The organism is Kitasatospora sp. SolWspMP-SS2h, from assembly GCF_003259315.1.
Classification (GTDB): Bacteria; Actinomycetota; Actinomycetes; order Streptomycetales; family Streptomycetaceae; genus Kitasatospora; species Kitasatospora fiedleri.
This window is the reverse complement of the sequence record NZ_QLLT01000003.1, coordinates 150,189-173,387: the sequence shown is the minus strand read 5'-3', so window position 1 is coordinate 173,387 and position 23,199 is coordinate 150,189. Positions and strand designations below refer to the sequence as shown.

At 76.5% G+C, this 23,199-nt stretch carries 15 protein-coding genes; 7 read left to right on the top strand and 8 right to left on the bottom strand.

What is annotated here, in order from left to right; translation table 11 throughout:
* Positions 1 to 9: 9 nt before the first annotated feature.
* Together K353_RS04880 and K353_RS04875 are read right to left on the bottom strand one after the other, a co-directional pair.
* On the bottom strand, positions 10 to 4,290 hold the full coding sequence (locus K353_RS04880) for a HAMP domain-containing protein (RefSeq protein WP_111552316.1): 4,281 nt from the start codon (positions 4,288 to 4,290) through the stop codon (positions 10 to 12).
* Between the two features lie 219 nt (positions 4,291 to 4,509).
* Positions 4,510 to 8,667 (bottom strand): SpoIIE family protein phosphatase, encoded by a 4,158-nt coding sequence (locus tag K353_RS04875; RefSeq protein WP_111552315.1) that lies wholly within the window; start codon positions 8,665 to 8,667, stop codon positions 4,510 to 4,512.
* Positions 8,668 to 8,867: 200 nt separating this feature from the next.
* Here K353_RS04875 and K353_RS04870 point away from each other — a divergent pair, with 200 nt between their 5' ends.
* The 3 genes from K353_RS04870 to K353_RS04860 all read left to right on the top strand — a co-directional run bounded on the left by K353_RS04870 (position 8,868) and on the right by K353_RS04860 (position 10,098).
* Entirely contained in the window at positions 8,868 to 9,248 is a 381-nt protein-coding gene (locus K353_RS04870; protein ID WP_158585338.1) for an STAS domain-containing protein, read from the top strand.
* Between the two features lie 128 nt (positions 9,249 to 9,376).
* Complete coding sequence (locus tag K353_RS04865; RefSeq protein ID WP_111552313.1) at positions 9,377 to 9,805, top strand: ATP-binding protein; 429 nt, start codon at positions 9,377 to 9,379, stop codon at positions 9,803 to 9,805.
* Positions 9,806 to 9,855: 50 nt separating this feature from the next.
* Positions 9,856 to 10,098, top strand: a complete 243-nt coding sequence (locus K353_RS04860) for a hypothetical protein (protein ID WP_111552312.1) — start codon at positions 9,856 to 9,858, stop codon at positions 10,096 to 10,098.
* Positions 10,099 to 10,300: 202 nt separating this feature from the next.
* Here the strand turns inward: K353_RS04860 and K353_RS04855 are convergent, their stop codons facing one another.
* From K353_RS04855 to K353_RS04835, 5 genes are all read right to left on the bottom strand, one after another.
* Positions 10,301 to 12,244, bottom strand: a complete 1,944-nt coding sequence (locus K353_RS04855; RefSeq protein WP_111552311.1) for a YhgE/Pip family protein — start codon at positions 12,242 to 12,244, stop codon at positions 10,301 to 10,303.
* Entirely contained in the window at positions 12,241 to 12,897 is a 657-nt protein-coding gene (locus tag K353_RS04850; RefSeq protein WP_233533378.1) for an ATP-binding cassette domain-containing protein, read from the bottom strand. The genes K353_RS04855 and K353_RS04850 overlap by 4 nt, the downstream gene beginning before the upstream one ends.
* 212 nt (positions 12,898 to 13,109) lie before the next feature.
* Positions 13,110 to 13,472, bottom strand: coding sequence for a hypothetical protein (locus K353_RS04845; protein WP_199527988.1), 363 nt, complete (start codon positions 13,470 to 13,472; stop codon positions 13,110 to 13,112).
* Between the two features lie 188 nt (positions 13,473 to 13,660).
* The gene (locus tag K353_RS04840; protein WP_233533377.1) at positions 13,661 to 14,920 is read right to left on the bottom strand and encodes an FAD-dependent oxidoreductase; all 1,260 of its coding nucleotides are present in this window, start codon (positions 14,918 to 14,920) and stop codon (positions 13,661 to 13,663) included.
* Positions 14,921 to 15,045: 125 nt separating this feature from the next.
* Positions 15,046 to 15,270, bottom strand: a complete 225-nt coding sequence (locus tag K353_RS04835) for a DUF6458 family protein (protein WP_111552308.1) — start codon at positions 15,268 to 15,270, stop codon at positions 15,046 to 15,048.
* 265 nt (positions 15,271 to 15,535) lie between these two features.
* Between K353_RS04835 and K353_RS04830 the strand changes: the two genes are divergently transcribed.
* Positions 15,536 to 16,324, top strand: coding sequence for a PP2C family serine/threonine-protein phosphatase (locus K353_RS04830; protein ID WP_199527987.1), 789 nt, complete (start codon positions 15,536 to 15,538; stop codon positions 16,322 to 16,324).
* Between the two features lie 30 nt (positions 16,325 to 16,354).
* Here K353_RS04830 and K353_RS04825 read toward each other — a convergent pair whose 3' ends face one another.
* On the bottom strand, positions 16,355 to 19,270 hold the full coding sequence (locus K353_RS04825; protein ID WP_146616395.1) for an ABC transporter substrate-binding protein: 2,916 nt from the start codon (positions 19,268 to 19,270) through the stop codon (positions 16,355 to 16,357).
* A 486-nt stretch (positions 19,271 to 19,756) separates the two neighbouring features.
* On the opposite strand from K353_RS04825, the gene K353_RS04820 reads away from it, so the two are divergent.
* From K353_RS04820 to K353_RS04810, 3 genes are all read left to right on the top strand, one after another.
* Positions 19,757 to 20,773 (top strand): ROK family protein, encoded by a 1,017-nt coding sequence (locus K353_RS04820; protein WP_111552306.1) that lies wholly within the window; start codon positions 19,757 to 19,759, stop codon positions 20,771 to 20,773.
* A 195-nt stretch (positions 20,774 to 20,968) separates the two neighbouring features.
* On the top strand, positions 20,969 to 22,588 hold the full coding sequence (locus K353_RS04815; protein WP_111552305.1) for an NAD(P)/FAD-dependent oxidoreductase: 1,620 nt from the start codon (positions 20,969 to 20,971) through the stop codon (positions 22,586 to 22,588).
* A 73-nt stretch (positions 22,589 to 22,661) separates the two neighbouring features.
* Positions 22,662 to 23,156 (top strand): SRPBCC family protein, encoded by a 495-nt coding sequence (locus K353_RS04810; RefSeq protein ID WP_111552304.1) that lies wholly within the window; start codon positions 22,662 to 22,664, stop codon positions 23,154 to 23,156.
* Positions 23,157 to 23,199: the final 43 nt, after the last annotated feature.

Below are 23,199 nucleotides of genomic sequence, written 5' to 3'. Positions count from 1 at the left end.
GCGGGGCGGCTACTCGGTGAGCTGGGCCTCGATCCGGCCGATCAGCTCGCCGGCGTCGACCGGCTTGGTGATGTAGTCGCTGGCTCCGGAGGAGAGGCTCTTCTCCCGGTCGCCCACCATGGCCTTGGCGGTCACGGCGATGATCGGCAGCGCCGCGTAGCGCGGCATCGCGCGGATCGCCGCGGTGGCGGTGTAGCCGTCCATCTCGGGCATCATCACGTCCATCAGGATCACGTCGATGCCGGGGTTGGCGGCCAGCGTCTCCAGCGCCGCCCGGCCGTTCTCGGCCTGGAGCACCCGCATCCCGTGCAGCTCCAGGATGCCGGTGATGGCGTACAGGTTGCGGTCGTCGTCGTCGACGACCAGCACCAGGCGGCCGCTCAGCGCGGAGTCCACCCCGGCCGCCTCCCAGGTGGCGTCCTGCGGGGTGCCGCGCACCAGCGGCACGTCGCCGGGGTGGTCGGCGCTCATGTGCAGGGCGATCCGCTCGCGCAGCTCGTCCAGGCTGGAGATGACCTCCAGCGGCCGGGCGCCGGCCCGGGAGAGCGCGTCGGCGTCGCCCGGCGTGCCGCGGTTGCTGTGCACCAGCACCGGCACGCCCTGGAGCGCCGGGTCCCGGTCCATGTCGCGCAGCAGCGCCGGGGCGGCGCCGTCGGGCAGGTCGAGGTCCAGCACCACGCAGTGCGAGGGCGCCGAGGCCAGGACGGCCGCGGCCTCCGCCGCGCCGACCGCGGTGACCACCTCGACCCGGCGGCGGCCCTCCTTGGCCCCGGTGAGGCCGGCCGGCTCGGTGGTGGCGTTCTCGGCGACCAGCGACAGCAGGCCGCCCTGGCGGTCCTCGACCACCAGCAGGCGGCGCGGCTGGAGCGCCGCCGCGCCCTCCTCGGAGACCTGGTGCGGCAGGTCGGCCGCCACCGGGCCGCCGACCGCCGCGTCGGCGCGCGGACCGGCCTCCAGGGCCAGGAACTCCGGCCGGGTCACCGGCAGGAACAGCGTGAAGGTGCTGCCGCTGCCCAGCACGCTCTCGGCGGTGATCGCGCCGCCGAGCAGGTAGGCGATCTCCCGACTGATCGACAGGCCCAGGCCGGTGCCGCCGTACTTGCGGCTGGTGGTGCCGTCGGCCTGCTGGAAGGCGCCGAAGACGGTCTCCAGGTGCTGCGGCGCGATGCCGATGCCGGTGTCGGAGACCCGGAAGGCCAGCACCGGGCCGCCGCGGCGCACGCCCTCGGGGATCTGGTCCTCGGGGGCCATCCCGATCCGCAGCTCGACCCGGCCGCGCTCGGTGAACTTCACCGCGTTGGAGAGCAGGTTCCGCAGCACCTGGCGCAGCCGGTAGTCGTCGGTGACGATGTCCTCGGGCACGTCCGGGGCGGTGCGCACGGTGAAGGCCAGGCTCTTCTGCCCGGTCAGCGGCTTGAAGGTGGCCTCGGCGTACTCCAGCAGGCTGCGCAGCGCCACCGGCTCGGGGTTGAGGTCCATCTTCCCGGCCTCGACCTTGGACAGGTCGAGGATGTCGTTGATCAGCTGGAGCAGGTCCGAGCCGGCCGAGTGGATAATGCCCGCGTACTCGACCTGCTTGGCGGTCAGGTTCCGGGTGGGGTTCTGGGCGAGCAGCTGGGCCAGGATCAGCAGGCTGTTGAGCGGGGTGCGCAGCTCGTGGCTCATGTTGGCCAGGAACTCCGACTTGTACGTCGAGGCCAGCGAGAGCTGGTGCGCGCGCTCCTCCAGCTCCTGCCGGGCCTGCTCGATCTCCAGGTTCTTGGTCTCGATGTCCCGGTTCTGGGCGGCCAGCAGGGCGGCCTTGTCCTCGAGTTCCGCGTTGGACGCCTGGAGCTCCTCCTGCCGGGCCTGCAACTCCTGCGAGCGGACCTGGAGTTCGGCGGTCAGCCGCTGCGACTCGCCGAGCAGTTCGTCGGTACGGGCGTTGGCGACGATCGTGTTGACGTTGACGCCGATGGTCTCCATCAGCTGGTCCAGGAAGGCCCGGTGGACGGCGGTGTACGGCCGGACCGAGGCCAGCTCGATGACGCCGAGCACCAGCTCCTCGACCACGATCGGGACGACCAGCAGCGACAGCTCCTCGGTCCGGCCCAGGCCGGAGGAGGCCGCCAGGTAGCCGGAGGGGAGCGTCTCGACGGCGATGGTGCGCCGGCTGCGGGCGGCCTGGCCGACGAACGACTCGCCGAGCCGGAAGCTGGTCGGCCGCTCGCCGTCCGGGTAGGCGTACGAGCCGAACAGCCGCAGCACCGTGCCCCGGTCGCCCTCCTCGGCCAGGTAGAACGCGCCGACCTGGGCGCCCACCAGCGGGGTGAGCTCGTCCATCACCGCCTCGGCGACCACCGCGAGGTCCCGCTGGCCCTGGAGCAGGCCGGAGAAGCGGGCCAGGTTGGTCTTGAGCCAGTCCTGCTCCTCGTTGGCGCGGGTGGTCTCGCGCAGCGAGCCGACCATCGCGTTGACGTTGTCCTTGAGGTCGGCGACCTCGCCGGAGGCGTCCACGGTGACCGAGCGGGTCAGGTCGCCCGCCGCGACGGCGCTGGTCACCTCGGCGATCGCGCGGACCTGCCGGGTGAGGTTCCCGGCCAGCTCGTTGACGTTCTCGGTGAGCCGCTTCCAGGTGCCGGAGACGCCCTCCACCTCGGCCTGGCCGCCCAGGCGGCCCTCGCTGCCGACCTCGCGGGCCACGCGGGTGACCTCGGCGGCGAACGAGCCGAGCTGGTCGACCATGGTGTTGATGGTGGTCTTGAGCTCCAGGATCTCGCCGCGCGCGTCGACGTCGATCTTCCGGGTCAGGTCGCCGTTGGCGACCGCGGTGGTGACCTGCGCGATGTTGCGGACCTGCGAGGTCAGGTTGTGCGCCATGAAGTTGACGTTGTCGGTGAGGTCCTTCCAGGTGCCCGCGACGTTCGGCACCCGGGCCTGGCCGCCGAGGATGCCCTCGGTGCCGACCTCGCGGGCCACGCGGGTGACCTCGTCGGCGAACGCCGAGAGGGTGTCCACCATGGTGTTGATCACCCCGGCCAGCGCGGCGACCTCGCCCTCCGCCTCGACGGTGATCTTCTGGCTCAGGTCGCCGCGGGCCACCGCGGTGGCGACCTGCGCGATCGAACGGACCTGGCCGGTCAGGTTGGACGCCATCACGTTGACGTTGTCGGTCAGGTCCTTCCAGGTGCCGGAGACGCCCCGGACGGTGGCCTGGCCGCCCAGGTTGCCGGCCGTGCCGACCTCGCGGGCGACGCGGGTGACCTCGTCGGCGAACGCGGAGAGCTGGTCGACCATCGTGTTGATGGTCTCCTTCAGCTCCAGGATCTCGCCCCGGGCGTCCACCCGGATCTTCTGCGTCAGGTCGCCCTTGGCGACGGCCGTGGTGACCTGGGCGATCGCGCGGACCTGGGCGGTCAGGTTGTCGGCCATCACGTTGACCGACTCGGTCAGGTCGCGCCAGGTGCCGGACACGTCGCGGACGTCGGCCTGGCCGCCGAGCCGGCCCTCGGTGCCGACCTCACGGGCGACGCGGGTGACCTCCCCGGCGAACGAACTGAGCTGGTCCACCATCGTGTTGATGGTGTCCTTCAGCTCCAGGATCTCGCCGCGCGCGGTCACGGTGATCTTCTGCGACAGGTCGCCCTCGGCCACCGCGGTCGCCACCTGGGCGATCGCGCGGACCTGGCCGGTCAGGTTGCCCGCCATCGAGTTGACGCTGTCGGTCAGGTCGCGCCACGTCCCGGAGACGCCCTTCACGTCGGCCTGGCCGCCGAGGATGCCCTCGGTGCCGACCTCGCGGGCGACGCGGGTGACCTCCCCGGCGAACGAACTGAGCTGGTCCACCATCGTGTTGATGGTGGTCTTGAGCTCCAGGATCTCGCCGCGCGCGGCGACGTCGATCTTCCGGGTCAGGTCGCCGTTGGCGACCGCGGTAGTGACCTGCGCGATGTTGCGGACCTGAGTGGTGAGGTTGCCCGCCATCGCGTTGACCGAGTCGGTCAGGTCCTCCCAGGTGCCGGACACCCCGGGCACCACGGCCTGGCCGCCCAACTGCCCCTCGGTGCCGACCTCGCGGGCCACCCGGGTCACCTCGGAGGTGAACCTGGACAGCTGGTCCACCATGCCGTTGAACACGGTGGCGATCTCGCCCAGCAGCCCGTCCGAGTCACCGGCCAGCTTGGTGCTGAAGTCACCGTCGCGCACCGCGGTCAGACCCGCCAGCAGCAGCCGCAGTTCGGCCTCGCCGATCTGGGATCGGACGGCCGCCGCGTCCGGTTGCGGGTTCCGCGACGTCGTCGAGCCAGCCATCGAAAGCTCCGCCTCCTGCCACGCCCCGCCGTCCGGCCGGGCAACCGATCAAGCGCACGGGCCACCGGGCACGGCCGAACGGCCTTGATCCCGGACCCCCGGCGAGGCTACCCCAGTGGCCGGAACGCCGGAAAACCCCCAGGTGGGAGACCTGGCAGGGCCCCGACAGGACGCCCGGCGGGGCCCTGGGCGGGCCCTGAGCGGGCCCCGGCCGCCGTCTCAGCCCGCCGACAGGGCGGCCTGGACCACCAGCGCCTCGGGGCCCCCGGCGCGGGCGACCGTCACCCGCAGCCGGTCGGCGGTGGCCCGGGCGGTCAGCCGCACGGTGCCGTCGGGGGAGCGCGGGCCGTCGCCGTCGAGGCCGTCGAGGCCGTCCGGAGCGTCGGGTCCGTGCCGACCCCCGGCGCCGTCCGGGCCGTCCGCGCCGTCCGCGAAGGACTCGGCGAGGGCCGCCGCCCCGGCGGCCGACACCTCCCGGGCCGCCCCGGCCGGGACGCCGCACTCCGCCAGCCAGGCGCGCAGGGCGGCGCGGGCGGCCGGCAGCTCCTGCGGCCGGGCCGGGAAGGACAGGGTCAGGACGGCGGGCTGCCGGTACAGCAGCACGGCGACGTCGTCCTCGAAGCCCTCGGCGGGGCGCAGCAGGTCCGTCACGTGCTCGGGCAGGTCGGCGGTGGGCAGGGCCGCGCCCGTGACGACCGCCCGGCCGGCCTGCGCGATGCCCTCCGCCAGGCCGTCGCGCCGCCGCTCCACCAGCCCGTCCGTGTACAGCAGCAGCGTGGAGCGGCCGGGCAGCACCGTGGTGGCCTCGGGCCGGGGCAGGCCGGGGCGGACGGCCAGCGGCAGGGCCCGGCCGCCCTCCAGCAGGGCCGTGGAGCCGTCGGCCCGGGCCAGCACGGCGGGCGGGTGCCCGGCGCTGGAGTGGCGCAGCTCGCCCGTGGCCGGGTCGAGGACGCCGCAGAACACGGTGGTGCAGACCGCGCCGGGGATGGCGGCGGCGAACGCGTCCAGCGCGGCGAGCGTCCGGGCCGGGCTGTGGTCCTGGAGCAGCAGCGCCCGGCAGGCGCTGCGCAGCTGCCCCATCACGCTGGCCGCGGCCAGGCCGCGCCCGACGCAGTCGCCGACGATGATGCCGATCCGGCCGTCGGGCAGCGGCACGGTGTCGTACCAGTCGCCGCCGACCTCCAGCGGCGGGGTGGCCGGCTCGTAGCGGGCGGCGAAGCCCGGCGGCAGCCGGTCCGGGCCCAGGATGGCCCGCTGCAGGGCGATGGCCGTCTCGCGCTGCTGGTCGATCCGCTGGGCCCGGGCCAGCCCCTGGGCCAGCCGGCCGCCCAGCAGGACGAGCAGCAGCTCGTCCTCCCGGGTGAAGGGGCGGCGTTCGCCCAGCTCGACCACCAGGACCAGCGGCCCGCCCGGCCGCTCCAGCCGGATGCCGGTCCCGGCGGGCCCCTGCACCGGGGTGAGGGCGGGCGCGGCGGCCAGCGCGGTCAGCGCCGCCCGGTGCTCCTCCGGCAGATCCGGCCAGTCCGGGCAGGGCCCGGCGGCGGTGAGCCGGGGCGCGGCCCCGGCGCGGTCGAAGTGGACCGCCACCACCCGGCGGGCGCGCCACAGTCCGCGCATCTCCGCCAGGGCGCAGGCGAGCGACTCCTCGGCGCCGGTGGCCCGGCTCAGGCAGTCGGCGAGCAGGGCCAGGGCGCTCTCGCGCTGGATGGCGTAGTACTCGGCGGTGACGTCCCGGAAGGTGCCGACGGTGACGGTGCGGCCGGTCGCCGGGTCCGGGACGCGGCTGAAGGTGGAGTGCGTCCAGATCCGGTGGCCGTCCCGGTGGGTGACGGGGGCGGTGGAGCTGCCGCGGCCGTCGGCGGTCGCCCGGGCCAGGGCGTCGGCGGCCTGCCGGTGGGCGTCCGGATCGGTGGCGGGGTCCGCCCACCACGGGTGCGGCGCCGGGTAGGGCAGCCCCTCGGGGCCGTAGCCGAGGATGTCGGTGAACGCCTGGTTGACCTGGAGGACGGCGCCGTCCTCGTCGCAGACGAAGAACGCGTCCTGGAGCGAGTCGACCAGGGCGTCCTGCCAGCGGGTGTGCTGGTCGCGCAGCCGCGCCAGCCGCAGCGCGGCGCGCACCCGGGCCAGCAGGTCGGTCGCGGCGAAGGGCTTGACCAGGTAGTCGTCGGCCCCCGACTCGAAGCCGTCGATGGCGTCCTCCCGCCCGGCCCGGGCCGACAGCAGCAGCACCGGCAGGGCGGCGGTGCGCCGGTCGGCGCGCAGCGCCGCGACCAGCCGCAGGCCGTCCGTGCCGGGCATCATCACGTCGCTGATCACCAGCTCGGGGGCGGCGGTGCGGACGGCGGCCAGCGCCCGGTCGCCGTCGGCGACCGCGGTGACCCGGTGGCCCGCGCCGCGCAGGATGCGGCTGAGGTAGTCGCGCATGTCGGCGTTGTCGTCGACGACCAGGACGTGCGCGGGCGCACCGGCGTCCGTCCCCGCGCCGTCCTGCGTCGGGCCGTCCTGCGTCAGGCCGTCCTGCGTCGGGCCGTCCGGCGCCGGAGGCCCGTCGGTGGGCGCCCCGGTGTCCGGCTGCGGCCCGGCGGGCCCGGGGGAGGGGCGGTGCTCCCAGCGCAGGGCCTCCTGGACGAACGCCTCGGCGCCCGGGCGGGCGGTGCCGTCCGGGTCGTCCGGGCCGTCCTGGGCGGCCGGGGCACCGGAGTCCGCCAGCGGCAGGCTGACGGTGAAGGAGGTGCCGCGGTCCGGCACGGAGTCGACGGTGATCGTCCCGCCGTGCAGCTCGACCAGCTCCTTGACCAGGGCCAGGCCGATGCCGCTGCCCTCGTGCGAGCGGGCCCGGCTGTTCTCGACCCGGTGGAAGCGGTCGAACAGGCGCGGCAGTTCCGCGGCCGGGACGCCCACCCCGGTGTCCTCGACGGTGACCAGGGCCCGTCCGTCCCGCTCGCGCACCCGGACCCGGACCGTTCCCTCGAAAGTGAACTTCAGGGCGTTGCTCAGCAGGTTGAAGACGACCTTCTCCCACAGCTCCGGGTCCACCGGCACCGGAGCGCTCAGCGGCGCGCAGTCGACCTCCAGGACCAGCCCGGCGCGCTGCGCGGCCGAGCGGAACACGGCGGCCAGCTCGGCGGTGACCCGGGCCAGGTCGACCGGCTCCGGGCGGGCCCGCATCCGGCCCGCCTCGATCCGGGAGAAGTCCAGCAGCGTGTTGACCAGGCGGCTCAGCCGCAGCGTGTTGCGGTGGACCGTCTCCAGGTCCTCCTGGACGTCCGGGTCGGCGTCCGCGAGGCGCTGCCGCAGGCCCTCGACCGGCCCGGAGATCAGCGTCAGCGGGGTGCGGAACTCGTGGCTGATGTTGGAGAAGAACGCGGTCTTCGCCCGGTCCAGCTCGGCCAGCTGCTCCGCGCGCCGCTGCTGCGCCTCGTGGTTGCGGGCGCTGGTGATCCCGACCGCCAGCCGGCCCGCGACCAGGTCGACGAAGTCCAGGTAGGCGTCGTCCGCCGGGCGGTACCGGTTGAGGCCGACGACCAGGAAACCGCTCGGCTCGCCGCCCGGGCCGCTCAACGGCACCAGCCGGGCCTCCCGGGGCGGCTCCTCCCACGCCCCGCGCGGCAGCTCGGCGAACGGCCCGCCGGTCAGCGGGACCGACACCGCCCCGCCCCGGCGGACCGCCGCGGCCGGCCACGGGCCCGGCTCCCCGGGCCCGGTCCGGGCCGGCGCGGCCGGGTGGCCCGCGGGCACGCCGGAGGAGGCGGCCAGCTCGGCGCCGCCCCGGTCGTCGAACAGGTAGGTCAGGGTGAAGGGCAGGTCGTACGGGTTGCGGGCGAGCTGCTCGGCGCTGAACGCCAGGAACTCGCCCTCGGTGCGCACCGCCCCCGGGTCGGAGCCCAGGTCGCGCAGCGTCGCCATCCGGCGCTCCGCGACCACCCGCTGGGTGTCCTCGCTGACCACGCACAGCACGCCGACCACCGCGTCGGCCTCGTCGCGCAGCGGGCTGTAGGAGAAGGTGTGGTAGCTCTCCTCGGGGTAGCCGGAGCGCCGCAGCCGCAGCGGCAGCGCCTCGTCCCAGGTCGCCTCGCCCTCGGTCAGCACGTGCTCGATCCGGGGCCTGGCGTCCTCCCAGACCTCCGCCCACACCTCGCGGAACGGGCGGCCCAGCGCCCACGGGTACTTGTCGGCCAGCGTGTCGCGCCGGTACGCGCCGTTGCAGAAGAACGTCAGGTCCGGGCCCCACCCCATCCACATGGAGAAGCGCGAGGACAGCATCGTGTCCACCGCCGAGCGCAGGCTCTGCGGCCAGTCCGCCGGGTCGCCCAGCGGCGTGGCCGACCAGTCGACCCGCGCCAGGTCGGCACCCACCGCCGGGTCGGCGCCGAACACCCCCTGAGCCCGCTCCCGCGTCACCGGGTTCCTCCTTCCGGCCCGGCGGCGCCGGACGCGGCGCCACCAGCCTGCATTGTGCCGGGTCCGCGCCCGTTGCTCCTCCGGCTGCCCGCTCCCGGGCCGGGCAACCCCGGCCCCCGGGGCCGGTCCGACGGGCGGCCCCCGGGCCCCGAACGGCAGGGCCTAGCATGGCCGACATGACCGACCACACCCCAGGGCCGCCCGAACCCACGGTGCTGCACCTGAGCGGCGATCTCGACCACGACAGCGAACGCGAACTCGCCGAGGCGGTGGACGCCGCCGTCACCCGTAGCACCGGCGCACTCGTCCTGGACGTCTCGGCGGTCACCTTCGCCGACTCCTCCGCGCTGCGGACCCTGGTGCTGACCCAGCAGCGGACGGAGGCCGCGGGCGGGGTGCTCGTCCTGCTCGGCCCGCTCGCGCCCGTGGTCCGGCGCCTGCTGGAGATCACCTCGACCGACGGCTACTTCACCGTCGCCGAGAGCCTGCCGCAGGCCAGGGAGGCAGCCGCCGCCGCACTGCTGCGCCGCCGCCCGCACGGAACCGAAGCCGGGTGACGCGGGTGCACCGTCCCGCATCATCCGTCCCCTCCGGGGCACAAGCACTCCGATCCCACTGGATCCCTCCTCTCCGTCCGGCCTCGCCGGCCGGCACGTACGGTGCCGTAGACGATTCGAGGTCGTTCATGCCCCACGACGACGCCCGGCCGCCGTCCCCGGAGGCCGCCGTCCCGGGAGAACGGCCGTCGGCGCCCGTGCGGACCGCGGGTCAGGCCCGCGCGGTCCTCGCCCGACTGCTGGAGTCCGCCGGGCACCCCGGCGGCCGGGTGCTGGCCGACGCCCAGCTCGCGGTGACCGAACTCGTCGCCAACGCCCTGCACCACGGCGGCGGCCTGACCTGCTTCGACGCCCGCCTCGGGCCCGGCGGGACCGAACTGGTCGTCGACGTCGAGGACGGCGACGACCGCCCGCCCGTCGCCCAACCGCTGCACGACCGCGACCCCGCCACCGCGGGGGGCCGCGGCTGGGCCATCGTCCAGGCGCTCGCCGCGACCTGCCGGGTCGACCCGCTGCCGGCCGGCGGCAAGCGGATCCGGGTCACCTTCGCCCTGTAGCCCGTCCGGTGGAATCCCGCGGGCCGCGGGAAAATCGGAGGATTCGATCGGTGACGGCCGGTCAGACCCAGGGCATGGACACCGACCGCCACCCGCTGTGGCAGCCCTTCTCCGAGACCGCCGCCCACCCGCCGCTCCGCCTCCGGGACGGAGAACGGCCGGCGCCGGTCACCGCCTCCCTGTTCCTCGAACCGGGCTCGCAGCCGATCGCGCAGCCGGTCCTGCTCGCTCCGTCCGTCCCGCCCGAGCCACGCCGTCCCGCCGTCGGGCGGTTCTCCGGCCGGGCCCACTGACACCCGTCCACGCCGACACACCGACCAGTCCCGGCCTGCCGTTGCTGTCGGGCGGGCAACGCGGACGGGCCGCCCCCGGTCTCCGGGGGCGGCCCGCGGCGCGGGTGCGGCGGGCTCGGCGGACCGCCTGTCGACGACTCCCGTCAACCGGGGCCGCCGGCCAGGAGGACGACGGCCCGTCCGCTCCGGACCGGCCGGGCGCTCACAGCTCGATGTCCGGGTGCAGGCGGGCCACCGTCCACACCCGCTGCCGGCGCACCGCCAGCGCGGTGAGGGCCAGGAACACGGCGCCGAAGCCCGCCAGCACGATCCCGTCCCGCAGCAGGTGGGCGGCCTGGCCACCGGAGACGGTGACCCGCAGCCCGTCGATCAGGTACGTCATCGGCAGCAGCGGGTGCACGGCCTGGAAGAACGCCGGGGTGGTGGGCATCGGGTACAGGCCGCCGGCCGCGGTCAGCTGGAGGACCAGCAGCACCAGCGACAGCACGTCCCCCGCCACCCCCAGCCAGGTCCGCAGGAAGTGGTCGACCGCCACGAACGAGGCCGCGCCCAGCACCAGCAGCGCGACGGTGGCCCACGGGTGCGCCGGGTCCAGCCCCAGCCCCAGGTCCACCACCGCGTACAGCACCAGCGCGGCCACCGCGCCCAGCAGCGCGGCGGGCAGCCACCCGGCGGCGGCCACCGTCGCCGACCGGGCCCGCCCGGCCAGCGCCCGGCGGTTGACCGGCCGCAGCAGCAGGTACGCGAACAGGCCGAACACCCAGAGCGCGATGCCGAAGAAGAACGGGGCCATCCCGCGCCCGTACACGCCCGCCGGGTGCAGGTTGGTCCGGTCGATCCGGGCCGGTGTGCCCAGCACCTGGGCGGCGCCCGCGATCTGCTGGTCGGACAGCTCCGGGATGCGGTGCAGCCCGTCGTCCACGGTGCCCGCCAGCCGGGTCGCGCCGTCGTGCGCCTGGTCGGCGGCGGACTTCGCGGCGTCCGCGCCCGCCCGCAGCGCGTCCAGGCCGCCGGCCACCGTCGACGTCCCCGCGGCGACCTCGGCGGTGCCGCTGTCCAGCAGCCGCAGCGGGCTGTTCAGCGCGGCGGCGTTCTGCTGCACGGCGGTCGCGGTGCGCTGGAGGTCGCGGGCGGCGGCCAGGTTCTGCTGCGCGCCGGTGTCGGCCGCCGCCGCCCGGTCGTCGATCCCCGCGGCGGTGGCGTCCGCCTGCTCGGCGTCGCGCAGCGCCCGGGCGAACACCGCGTCCTGGGCCAACTCCGGATGACCGGTGGCCAGTTGGCGCAGATCGGCGAGGGCGGTGTCGGCGCCCGCGCGGACCTGCGAGGTGCCGGTGTGCAGGGTGTGCAGCCCCTCGGCGGCCACCGAGGCGGCCGTCACCAACTGGGCGGCGGCCCGCGGCAGCCGGTCGGCCGCCGCCTCGGTCAGCGCCTCGGCGGCGTGGTCGACCTGCCCGACGGCCTGGCTGATCTGCTGCGCCCCGGCGCCGATCCGCTCGGTGCCCGCGTGCAGCCCGACGGCCGCCGTGGCGAGCGCCGCACTGCCCTGCTGCGCCGTCCCGGTCGCCCCGACCAGCTGCTGGGCGCCCTCCGAGGCCACCGCCAACTCCTTGCGGAAGTCCGTCAGTTCGCCGTAGACCGCGCGGACGTACGCCTCGTGCACCGCCGAGTCGACCTGGGCCTGGAGCTTGGACTGCACCACCTCGGTCATCACGCCCGCGATGTAGTTGTTCGCGTCGTTCAGCCGCAGCAGGATGCCGCCCTGCTGCGGCTGCGCGTCGGTGGCGGTCGCCAGCCGGGCGCTGAAGTCCGCCGGGATCTCGACCGTGAACGCGTACCGGCCCCCGCGCAGCCCGGCGTCGGCCGTCCCCGCGTCGACGAACTGCCAGCCGAAGGTGCCGGACGCCTTCAACTGCTCCACCAGCTGCGCCCCGGCGTCCACCGGCCGGCCCCCCTCGGCGACGGCGGGCCGGTCCAGGTCCACCACGGCCACCGGAATCCGGTCGGTCTTCCCGTACGGGTCCCAGTTCGCCCACAGGTACATCGCCCCGTACAGCAGCGGGATCAGGCACAGCAGCAGCGGCACCAGCCGGCGCAGCGGGCCGCGGAAGCGGCGCAGTTCGAGCCAGGCGAGCCGGACGGCGGTCACGCGGCCACCCCCCGACCGGACGCGGGGGCGGCGGCGGGGGCGTCCGGGTCGGCCCGGTGCGGCAGGGCCAGCAGGACGGTGCCCGGGGGCGGCGGCGAGGGCGGTTGGGCGGCGGCGGCCAGCACGGTGCAGCCGGTGGCCGCCACCGTCGCCAGCGCCCGCCAGGCGAGCGCGCGGTCGCCGTCCGGGCCGTCGCGGTCCACGGCGTCCACGACCAGCACGGGCGGGCGGGCCGCGAGCGCGAGCGCCACGTCCAGCAGCAGCGCCTCCAGCGGCGGGAGGTCCTCCACCAGGGTCGCGCCGCGCAGGTGCAGGCCCAGCAGCCGGGCAGCCTCGACCACCTGCCGCCGGGTCAGCCCCTTCTCCAGCCAGCAGCGTTCGGCGACCAGCTCACGCACCCGCAACCGGCCCTCGGCGGCGACCGCGCCGTCCGCCCGGGCCACCGCGACCGCCCGCCGCACCCGCCCGGCCCCCGCCCCCGGCGCCCGGTGGCGGCCCACCCGCAGCGCGCCCGTGCCCAACCGCATCCGGCCGGCCAGCGCCAGCAGCACGCTGGTCCGCCCCGACCCGGCCGGGCCGTGCACCACCAGCAGCCCGCCGGCGGGCACCGTCACGTCCACGTTCTCGAACACCGGCCCGCGAGGGCCCCGCACACTGATTCCCCGAGCCGTCACGGCTTCCCCATGCACCATCACTACTGGCGGGTAACCACAATCGGCCGGACCATGCCCGCGGGGGCCGGGGGCGGGGGAGTGACGGGTCTTGCAGCGGGTCGGCCCGGCCGGGCAGGTCGGTGCGCGGGGTGCCCGGTCGGGGGTGCGCGGGGTGCCCGGTCGGGGGTGCGCGGGGCGCCCGGTCGGGGGAGTTACGCGTCTTGCAGCGGGTCGGCCCGGCCGAGTAGATCGGCGAGCGGGGCGCCCGTTCGGGCGGCGACGGTGCGGCGGGCGCGCACCTGGGCGCGGGTGCCGGGGCGGAACTTCGGCTCCCGCCTGCACCCGCACGGCTCGAAGCCCTCGTACCGCAGCCCGGCGGCGAGGACCACCGCGACCACCGACCACGCCCTCCGGTCCCGGCGGCGTGGTGCCGCGAAGTCGTGGCCGGCGCAGCGCAGCGGCCGGGCGCACTCCGGGCAGGCGTGCCCGGCGGCGGCGTGGGGCCGCTTGAAGCTGATCCGGCAGCGCACACAGGCGTAGTGCAGCTTGTCGGGCCCCGAGGCGTAGGTGCACACGGGCCGGAACGTACCGGCGGTGCGCCGCTGTGGGCCAGCGGATTGTTCCGGGTGGGGGCGGGCGGGTCTCGCACCCGTGTCCCGGGGGCGGTCGGTGGGGCGGCGGGTCCCGGCGCGGTTCCGGCGGGCGGCCGTCGCCCCGGCCCCGGCGGTCCGGCCCCGTCGCCCTAGCCCCGGCAGTCGGTGTGTCAGCGGCCCGGGCCCCGGCGGTCCGGGCCGGTGGCCAGGTCGGCCAGCACCTCGCGGGCCGCCCGGGCGCCGGAGGCCAGGGCGCCCTGGACCGAGCCGGTCGCCCGGTGGTCGCCGCACACGTACCGGCCCGGGGCCCACCGGGCGGTGCGGGTCAGCGGGTGCGGGGCGGGCATCGCGGGGAGGGCGCCCGGGATGCGGTACGCGGCCAGGGGGTGCCAGTCGGAGGTGTCGCAGCTGTACAGCTCGGCCAGCCGGGCGCGGACCGGGCCCTCCTCGGCCGTCGTGCCGAGCACCGAGGTGGAGACCAGAGACAGCCCGCGCGGCGCGCAGCCGGGGACCACCTCCGACAGCACCACCGAGTTCAGCAGCCGGCCGGCGGCGTCCACCAGCAGGGTCGGTTCGGCCAGCGGGCTGCGTTCGGCCACGTGGTAGAAGGTCGTCACCGAGCGGGTCTCCGGCACCGGCAGGCCGGGCAGCAGCGCCGCGGCCGCCGCCGCCTCGGTGGCCACCACCACGCAGCGCGCCGCGACCTCCCGGCCGTCGGCCAGCACCACCCCGTCCCGGTGCACCTCCGCCGCCCGGGCGTCCAGTTCCAGCGTCCCCGGGGGCAGCAGGGTGGCCAGCGCCCGCGGCACCGCCCCGATCCCGGCCGCCGGGAGCGCGAGGGTGCCCCGGACCAGGCTGCGCCAGTACAGGTGCAGGACCCGGCTGGAGGTGGCCAGCCCGTCCTCCAGGAAGACGCCGGACAGGAACGGGCGCAGCACGCCGTCGACGGTCGTCCGGGAGACGCCCGCGGCGCGCAGCGCCACCGCCGCGGGCACGTCGCGTCCGTGGCGCAGGAGTGCGGCGGGCAGCAGGGCGTCGCGCACGGTCAGCGCGGCCAGTGCCGCCGCGTCCCGGGGCGGCACCGTCCGGCCGGTCAGCAGGTCGCCGGCCAGGTCCGGTCGGCGCAGCGGATCGGCGACCCGGCGGTGGCCCGCCGGACCGGCCAGCAGGAAGCCGGGCGTGAACGGGCGCAGCCGCAGCGGGCGCAGGTCCAGGCGGCGGCGCACCTGCGGGTAGGAGGTGTTGAACACCTGGAAGCCGCGGTCCAGCCGGAAGCCGTCGCGCAGGTCGGTGCGCATCCGCCCGCCGACCCCGTCCGACGCCTCCAGCAGCCGCACCCGCCGCCCCGCCGCGGCGAGGTCCAGCGCGCAGGCCAGCCCGGCCGCCCCGGCACCCACCACCGCCACGTCCACCGCACCGTTCGTGTCCACCGCGCTCCTCCTCGACGACCGCACCGGCGGCCCCGCACCGGGCCCCGTTCCCATTCGGAACCGGACCGCCGGACGGATGGGCCGCTGCGCGGATCGCCGGGAGCACCGCCGGGACACCCCGGCCGTCAGAGCACGTCGCGGCGCTCCTCGATCACCACCTCGTCGACACCGCGCCCGCCCAGGTAGCGGCGGCGGCCCAGCACGCGGGCGTACACCACGACACCGATCAGGCCCGCCACCATCAGGACGACACCGACCACCGTGAGATTGACGCCCGCCAGGTGCCAGTGCACGCCGAACGCGAGGATCGCTCCGACCGCCAGCAGGATGATGCAGCCACCGAGACCCATGATGCCTCCGTCGTCGTTTCGGCCCGCCCCTCTGGCCGGGCCGGGAGGGCGTCTACCCCCGACCGCCCGGAGGATTCCCCTTCCCGGCCCGTCTCCTGACGTCCCGTCGGCACGTCCCCCGGGCGGGAGCGGGCGCGAACGGGTGCGAACGGGCGGGAGCGGGCGGGAGCGGGCGCGAGTGGCCGCCCTGCCGACGGGGCCGGGCGGGCGGTGGGGAGAATGGGGCGACACGTTGGGTCGGGGGGTTCGAGGAAAGGGCCGTGGAGTGCCGTACGTCGTCGTCAGCGCGCTCAGCCATGACGGAGTGGTCAGGGACCACAACGAGGACAGCCTGGTGCTGGGCCCGTGGACCCTGTGCGCCACCTCCACCGACAGCCCGCAGAGCATGGTCTTCCCGCTCGGCGGCTCCCCGGTGCTGGTCGCCGTCGCCGACGGGCTCGGCGGCCACCCCGCCGGGGACGTCGCCTCCGCGCTGACCGCCCGCCACCTCGCCGAGGCCGGGGCGCGGCTGCGGACCGGGCAGGACGTCACCGAGGCGCTCCGCTCCTGCCACGCGTCCCTGCGCGAGGCGGGCGAGGCCGACCCGGCGCTGACCGGCATGGCCACCACCGTCGCCGGGGCGGTGTTCGACGGGGAGCACGTGCTGGTGTTCAACGTCGGCGACAGCCAGGTCCACGAGATCGTCCCGGACGAGGGCGACGGCCTCGGCCTGCGCCTGCTCAGCACCGACGACAGCCCGCCGCCCGCCCCCGGCCGCCGCACCAGCCACCTGGTCACCCGCACCCTCGGCGGCGCCACCGCCCCCGAGGACCTCCGGCCCCACCTGGTCCGGCTGCCGGCCGGGCCCGGCGCCCGCTACCTGCTGTCCACCGACGGTCTCACCGACCCGGTGGCCCCCGAGGAACTGGCCGCCCTGCTCACCGAGGCCGCCGCCGAGGCCGACGGCGACCCGCAGGGCGACGACCAGCGCGCCCTGGTCGACCTGTGGCGGGCCGCGATCCGGGCCGGCGGCCCGGACAACATCACCCTCGCGCTGGTCCGGATCGAGGAGTGACCGGGCGGCCGGGGCGCCCCGGCCGCCCGGTCAGGGCGCGCACCCGGTGAGCGGGGCGGTCTCCCCGGCCGGGCGGCCGCACAGGTGGTCGGTGACCGGCGCGCCCTGCGCGTCGCGCCGCACCCGGATGATGTGCAGCCCGTGCCCCGGCTGGGGCTCGGTGGCCAGCGGGCCGACCTCGCGGAAGTCCACCGTCCCGGTCGGGCGGTTGTTCAGCTGCACCGCGCGCAGCGCCGCCATCACCGAGCCCGTCCCGGTCAGCTGGGAGGCCCCGGCCTTGGCGGCCCCCGCCTGGAGCGCGGCGGTCGCGTCGTAGGCCAGGGCCAGCGAACCGTCCGAGAACACGTCGTCCTCGTACGGGTTGGCCCCCGCCGGCACCAGGTGCAGGACGCTCGCGGCGGTCTCCGCGAGGTCCGAGCCGCGGGCCGTCGTGGCCGGGTCGCTCAGCGCCGTGTAGTACAGGGTGGCCTGCGGGGCCACCGCCGTCCCGCCGGTGCGGAACTGGGCCTTGGTCAGGTCGTCGCCGGTCAGCACGGCCAGCGGCCGGGCGCAGCCCTTGTCGCTGGCCAGCCGGTGCATCAGCTGGTCGACGTCGTCGGCCCGGCCGGCCAGGTAGAGGACGGCGGGCGGGTGGTTGCCGTGGCAGGCGGTGGCCAGCGCCGCCTCGTAGTCCGGGTCCCCGTTGGGGGTCAGGCCGTACTCCAGGGGACGGTCGCCGATCAGGCGGTACCCGGCGTCGGTGAGCATCGCGCTGCCGTACTTGGCGTGCTCGGGGCTGTAGCGGTCGTCCGGCGTGGGCGTGCGGGTCAGGACGGCCGCCCAGCGGTCCGGCGGCGGGGTGGCCAGGCCGTCCACGATCAGGCGCAGCGCCGCCGCCTCCTCCTGGTCGGTGGCGGCCAGGCCGAAGTAGTTGACGTGGCCGCCGGCCAGGTAGCTGGCCGAGTTGGTGGTGCTGACCACGGCCAGACCGGCCTGCTGGAGCAGGGTGAGCGCGGTGTCGCTGTCCGAGGTGTCCCGCCCCAGGCCGACCACGCCCGCGATCGAGCGGTCGCGGGCGGCCAGGTCGACGATCCGGTGCACCATCTCGGTCTGGAAGTACATGTCCTGCCCGCCGTTGGCGACCAGCACCTTGATCTTCAACGGGTCGCCCGCGTTGTTGCGGACCTGCGCCAGGTGGACGCCGGCCAGCTCCTTCAGGCTGTTCAGCGCCCGGCCGTCCTGCCCGGCCGCGGTGGTCAGCGAACCCGCGTACACCACGGTCACGTAGCGGACGTTCGGCAGCGCGGCCACCCGGTCGTTCTCGCGGCGGATCGCGTCCTCCAGCGTCCGCAGGCCGATGTCCGCCCCGGTGCGGTCGGCGCCCGCGCCCGGCAGCTCGCCGCTCAGCCGGATGCCGCTGCCGTCGCCCGCGAAGGTCACCGACCCGGTGTCCACGCCGATGCACTCCCGCGTCCCGCCCGGGTCGGTGCGCCACACCGCGTCCGGGTTCGACCCCACCAGCCGGGCCTCGCAGTACCGCTCGGACAGCTGCTGCACCCGCAGCCCCGCCCCGGCCGCCACCAGCACCAGCGCCAGCAGCACCGACCAGCGCGACCACAGGAACCACCAGGAACGGCGCACCGGCACCGGCGCCAGCCGGGTGGTCTCGCCCGCCTGCAACTGCAGCCTGGTCAGCCGCACCGGCAGCGTCCAGGCCAGCGCCCGCCCCCGGCTCGGCGCCTGCCGCACCCGCAGGTCGCTCACCCAGTCCTCGTACGGGCCGCGGCGCGCCCCCAGGGTGTGCACCCCGACCGGCGCCGGGTGGTCGTCCTCCAGCCAGGCCGCCACGTCGGCGTGCGCGACGGCCGCCAGCACCAGCAGCGGGTCCTGCTCGCTGCGGCGGCTGCGCACGTCCGAGATCGCGCCGAGCACCCGCAGCGCGCCGCTCGCGGCGTCCGCCCGGGGCACGAACACCACCGGCGGGACGCGGCGCTTGCGGGCCCGGGCGTCCGGCGTCCAGGAGCGGTGCGCCCGGCGCAGGTCCTCCAGCAGTGCCAGGGTGCGCAGCTGGAGGTGGAACTGCTGGGCGCGGTCCCGCTCGGCGGGCGGGGTGTCCGCCAGTTGGGCCTTGAGGATCTCCCCCGTCACCTCGCGGGCCCGGGCCTGCGTGACGTCCCACGACATCCGGGGCCGCCACAGCGACCAGGCCGCCGCCTGCCGCCCCGAGGCCGCCAGGAAGGTGGTGGTGGCGAACCAGCGGCTCGCCGGGCCCAGCCAGGACAGCGGCGCGGTGTTGCGCCGCACCCAGCCGGTCGTCCCGAGCACGACCACCGCGGCCAGCAGCACCCCCGCCACCAACTGCCAACTCGCCTGCGTCAGCAGGCTGGTGAGCGCCGCCAGGACGAAGGCCCCGATCAGCGTCGTGGAGTTCAGCACCGGCGACAGCAGCCGCTGCCACTCGCCCCCGGCGGTGCGCGGCTCGGGCCGCCAGTGCAGGTCGCGCAGCCGGGCGAGCACCGCCTCCACCAGCTCCTCGAACGGCCGCGCGGCGGCGGGGCCGGTGGGCGCGGCGGGCGGCTCGGACCCGGCGGGCAGCGGGGAGCCGTCCAGCACGTGCCGGGTGGCGGCCTCGATCGCGGCGACCAGCCGGGAGCGCGGCGCCGGGTACCCGCGGTACCAGGACGGGCCGCGGCGCGCCCACGGGCCCCTCGCCAGCCCGTCCAGCACGGCGATCGCGTTCTGGTGCGGATCGCCGTCGGAGACGTGCGGCACCGAGCGGTGCGGCAGGTCGCCGCCCTCCTGCGCCTCCTGCACCGCCCGGACCACCGCGCGCACCTCGGCGTCCAGCTCCGGATCGTCCTCCTGCGCGGACAGCACCACCACCGGCATCGGCAGCCGGGCCGCGCTGAACTGCGCCACGAGGTCCTGGACCAGCGCGTCCACCTCGTACTTGGCCGTCGTGCGCACCCCGCCGATCCCCGGACCGCCCCGCACCGCACCCGACGTCATCCGCCACCCCCGTAGCCGCCACCGCCCGCGGCCCGGACCCGGGCCGTGCTCGCCCGGTCCCCGGCCCTGACCCTGATCCTGACCCTGATCCGGCGTCAGGCAAACAAATGTAGACCTTCCCCTCGACGGCGGGAACGGAGTTCCCCGGTCCCGGCGGGAGCGCTCCGCGCCGGGCCAACGGCCTTGCGGCGGTCGGGCCTTGCGGCGCGGGGGCGGCTTCCTCCCCGGAGACGGCGGGCACGGTTCCCGGGCAGGACGGGAGGCGGGGCGGGGGCGGGGCGGCGGTGTGGGGCGCCGGTGCGGGGCGCTGGCGTGGGAGCGCTCCCATATTCGGGCCGGGCCGTGTACGATCGCGCCGCGGCGGGTGGCCGCGGACCAGTGACCGCGCCCCGCACCAGCGCCGAAGCGACGCCGAAGCACCCACCGAAGCCCGGGGAGCAACCCTTGTCCGACCCTGCGTTCACCGTCATCGACCTCGGCGGCACCACCCTGCGGACCGCCTGCTACGCACCGGACGACGACACCGTCACCGACGTCCGCCGCGTCCCCACCGACGGCATAGCCGCCCACCCCGACCTGCCGGTGGCCGCCCTGCAAGCCCGCGTCCTCGACCAGGTCGCCGCGCTCGCCGCCGAAGCCGTCGAACGCCACGGCAGCACCGCCGTCGCCGTCGCCTTCGCCGGACCCGTCACCGCCGACGGCCGCGCCCTCGCCGCCCCCACCGTCTGGGGCGGCCCCGGTGAACACCTGCCCGTCCGGCAACTGCTGGAAGAACGCCTCGGCCTGCCCGTCGTCGTCGTCAACGACCTCACGGCGGCCGTCTGGCGCTACGTCGACCCCGCCGACGACCGGCCGTTCTGCCTGATCACGGTGAGCTCCGGCATCGGTAACAAGGTCTACCGCGCGGGCGAGGTCCTGCTCGACACCGAGGGCCACGGCGGCGAACTCGGCCACTGGACCGTCGACACCTCCCCCCAGGCCCCGCCCTGCGACTGCGGCGGACGCGGCCACCTCGGCGCGATCGCCTCCGGCCGCGGCGCCCTCGCCGCCGCCCGCCGCGCCGCCCGCACCGACCCCGCCGGCTACGCCCGCTCCGCGCTGGCGGCCACCGCCCCCGACCCCGAACTCCTCGACAACCACGCCCTGGTGGCCGCCGTCCGCGCCGAGGACCCCTTCGCCACCGCCGCCATCCACGGCGGCATCACCGCACTCGCCTCCGCGATCACCGCCCTCTTCGCCGCCATCGGCATCCGCCGCCACCTCCTGATCGGCGGCTTCGCCCTCGCTGTCGGACCCCGCTACGCCGAACTCCTCACCGCCGAGCTCGAACGGCTCGGCTGCTTCGGGCTCACCAGAGAGGAGATCCGCGAGATGGTGGTGCTGGGGGCCGAGGACGACGACTCCGGTCTGATCGGGGCGGGTCGGCTGCTCGCTGCGCGGGGGCTGGCTGCGGCTTCCTGAGGGGGCGGTCTCGGCGGGGGAGCGTGTCGCGCGGGCCGGAGGTGCCGTCCGCCGGGGGGCGACGGCTCCGGACGAGCGCCCGGGCCGGGCCGCACGTTCCTGCGGGTGGCCGGCCGGCTGGCCGGCCGGTCGGCTCCGTGTACGTCCGTGGCAACCGGGCAGGCGCGGGCGGGACGACGACCCGAGGAGACCGACATGGCGGATGCGATCGTGGTCGGGGCCGGCCCCAACGGGCTGGTCGCGGCCAATCTGCTCGCGGACGCGGGCTGGCACGTGGTCGTACTGGAGGAACAGCCGTGGCCCGGCGGCGCGGTCCGCAGCGACCGGGGGGTGGACCCGCGCTACGTCTCGGACCTGTTCAGTTCCTTCCACCCGCTGGCCGCCGCCTCCCCGGTGATCCGCTCGCTGGGCCTGGAGGAGTTCGGGCTGCGCTGGAGCCACGCCCCGGTGGTGCTCGCCCACCCGCTGTCCGACGGGCGCTGCGGGCTGCTGCACCGCGACGGCGACGGGAACGACGGCGAACCGGAGGCGGCCCGACTGGAGCGGATGTTCGGCGCGCACGACGCCCGGGCCTGGCAGCGGCTGACCGACCGGTGGGACCGGCTGGAGCCGCACCTGGTCGACGCGCTGCTCTCCCCGTTCCCGCCGCTGCGCTCGGGCGCGGCGATCGCGGCCCGGCTCCGGGTGGCCGGCCTGCTGGAGCTGGCCCGCTTCCTGGCCCTGCCGGTGCGGCGGCTGGCGGAGGAGGAGTTCGAGGGGGACGCCCCCGGGATGCTGCTGGCCGGCTGCGCCCTGCACGCCGACCTGCTGCCGGAGGCCGCCGGCAGCGGCGCGTTCGGCTGGCTGATGGCGATGCTCGGACGGCGCTACGGCTGGCCCGTGCCGGTGGGCGGGGCGTCCGCGCTGACCGACGCGCTGGTGCGCCGGCTGGAGTCCCGGGGCGGGGAGGTGCACTGCGGTCGGCCCGTCCGCGAGGTGGTGGTGCGGGACGGGCGGGCGCTCGGGGTGCGCACCGCCGACGGCTGCGGCCACCGGGCCCGCCGGGCCGTCCTCGCGGACACCGCCGCCACCGCGCTGTACGGCGGGCTGGTCGCCCCCGAGCACCTCCCCGCCCGGCTGCGCCGGGACCTCCGCCGCTTCGAGTGGGACTTCGCCACCGTCAAGGTCGACTGGGCGCTGTCCGGGCCGATCCCGTGGGAGGCGCCCGCCGCCGGCCGGGCCGGCACCGTCCACCTCGGGGCGGACCTCGACGAACTCGGCGACTGGGCGCACCAGGTCCGCACCGACCGGCTGCCCGCCCGCCCGTTCGCGCTGCTCGGCCAGATGACCGTCGCCGACCCCACCCGCTCCCCGGCGGGCACCGAATCCGCCTGGGCCTACACCCACGTCCCGCAGCGCATCAAGGCCGACCTCGGCCCCGACGGCATCACCGGCCGCTGGGACACCCGGGAGGGCGAGGCGATGGCCGACCGGCTGGAGGAGCAGGTCGAACGGTTCGCCCCCGGTTTCCGCAGCCGCGTCACCGCCCGCCGCGTCCTCACCCCGCCGGTCCTCCAGGGGCTGGACGGGAACCTGGTCGGCGGAGCCCTCGACGGCGGCACCGCCGCCCCCCACCAGCAGCTCTTCCTGCGCCCCACGCCCGGCACGGCCGGCCCCCGCACCCCGATCGAGCGGCTCTACCTGGCCTCCGCCGCCGCCCACCCCGGCGGCGGCGTCCACGGGGCGTGCGGCGCCAACGCGGCCCGCGCCGCCCTGAACGCGTACCGCCGCTCGCCCGCCCGCTTCCTGCCCTCCGGTCCGGACCCGCGCGGCTGAGCGCCCGTCCCGAGGAAGCCCGGAGAGCCGGAGGGGCCCGGAGAGCCGGAGAAGCCCGAAGGAGGGCCGTCCCATGGCACAGCGCCAACGACTGATCGACTCCCCGCCCGCGCAGGTCTGGGACCTGCTGGCCGACGCCCACAGCTACGCGCAGTGGGTGGTGGGCACCCAGGACATCCTGGGCGCGGACGACCGCTGGCCCGAGGTCGGGGCCGAACTCCGGTTCCGGGTCGGGATCGGCCCGGTCACCCTGGAGGACACCTGCGTGGTCCGGATCTGCGAATCCGGCCGCCGACTCGAACTGGAGGCCGAGGCCGCCCCCTTCGGCACCGCCCGGATCGCGTTCACCCTCATCCCCTGGGGCCGCCACACCCTGCTGCTCCTGGACGAGCACCCGCTGCGCGGCCTCGGCGCCCGGCTGGAGAACCCGCTGACCGAACTGGCCCTCCACCTGCGCAACCGCCGCCTGCTCGGCAACCTCGCCCGCGCCGCCACCCGCGACCGCACCGAACGGGACTCCGCCGGAGGACGGGACTCCGCCGCGAGCGGCCTGGCCGGGCGCCGCTGAGAACGGCGTCCCACCGGCGCACGGAGCAGGACGGGGCTGGACG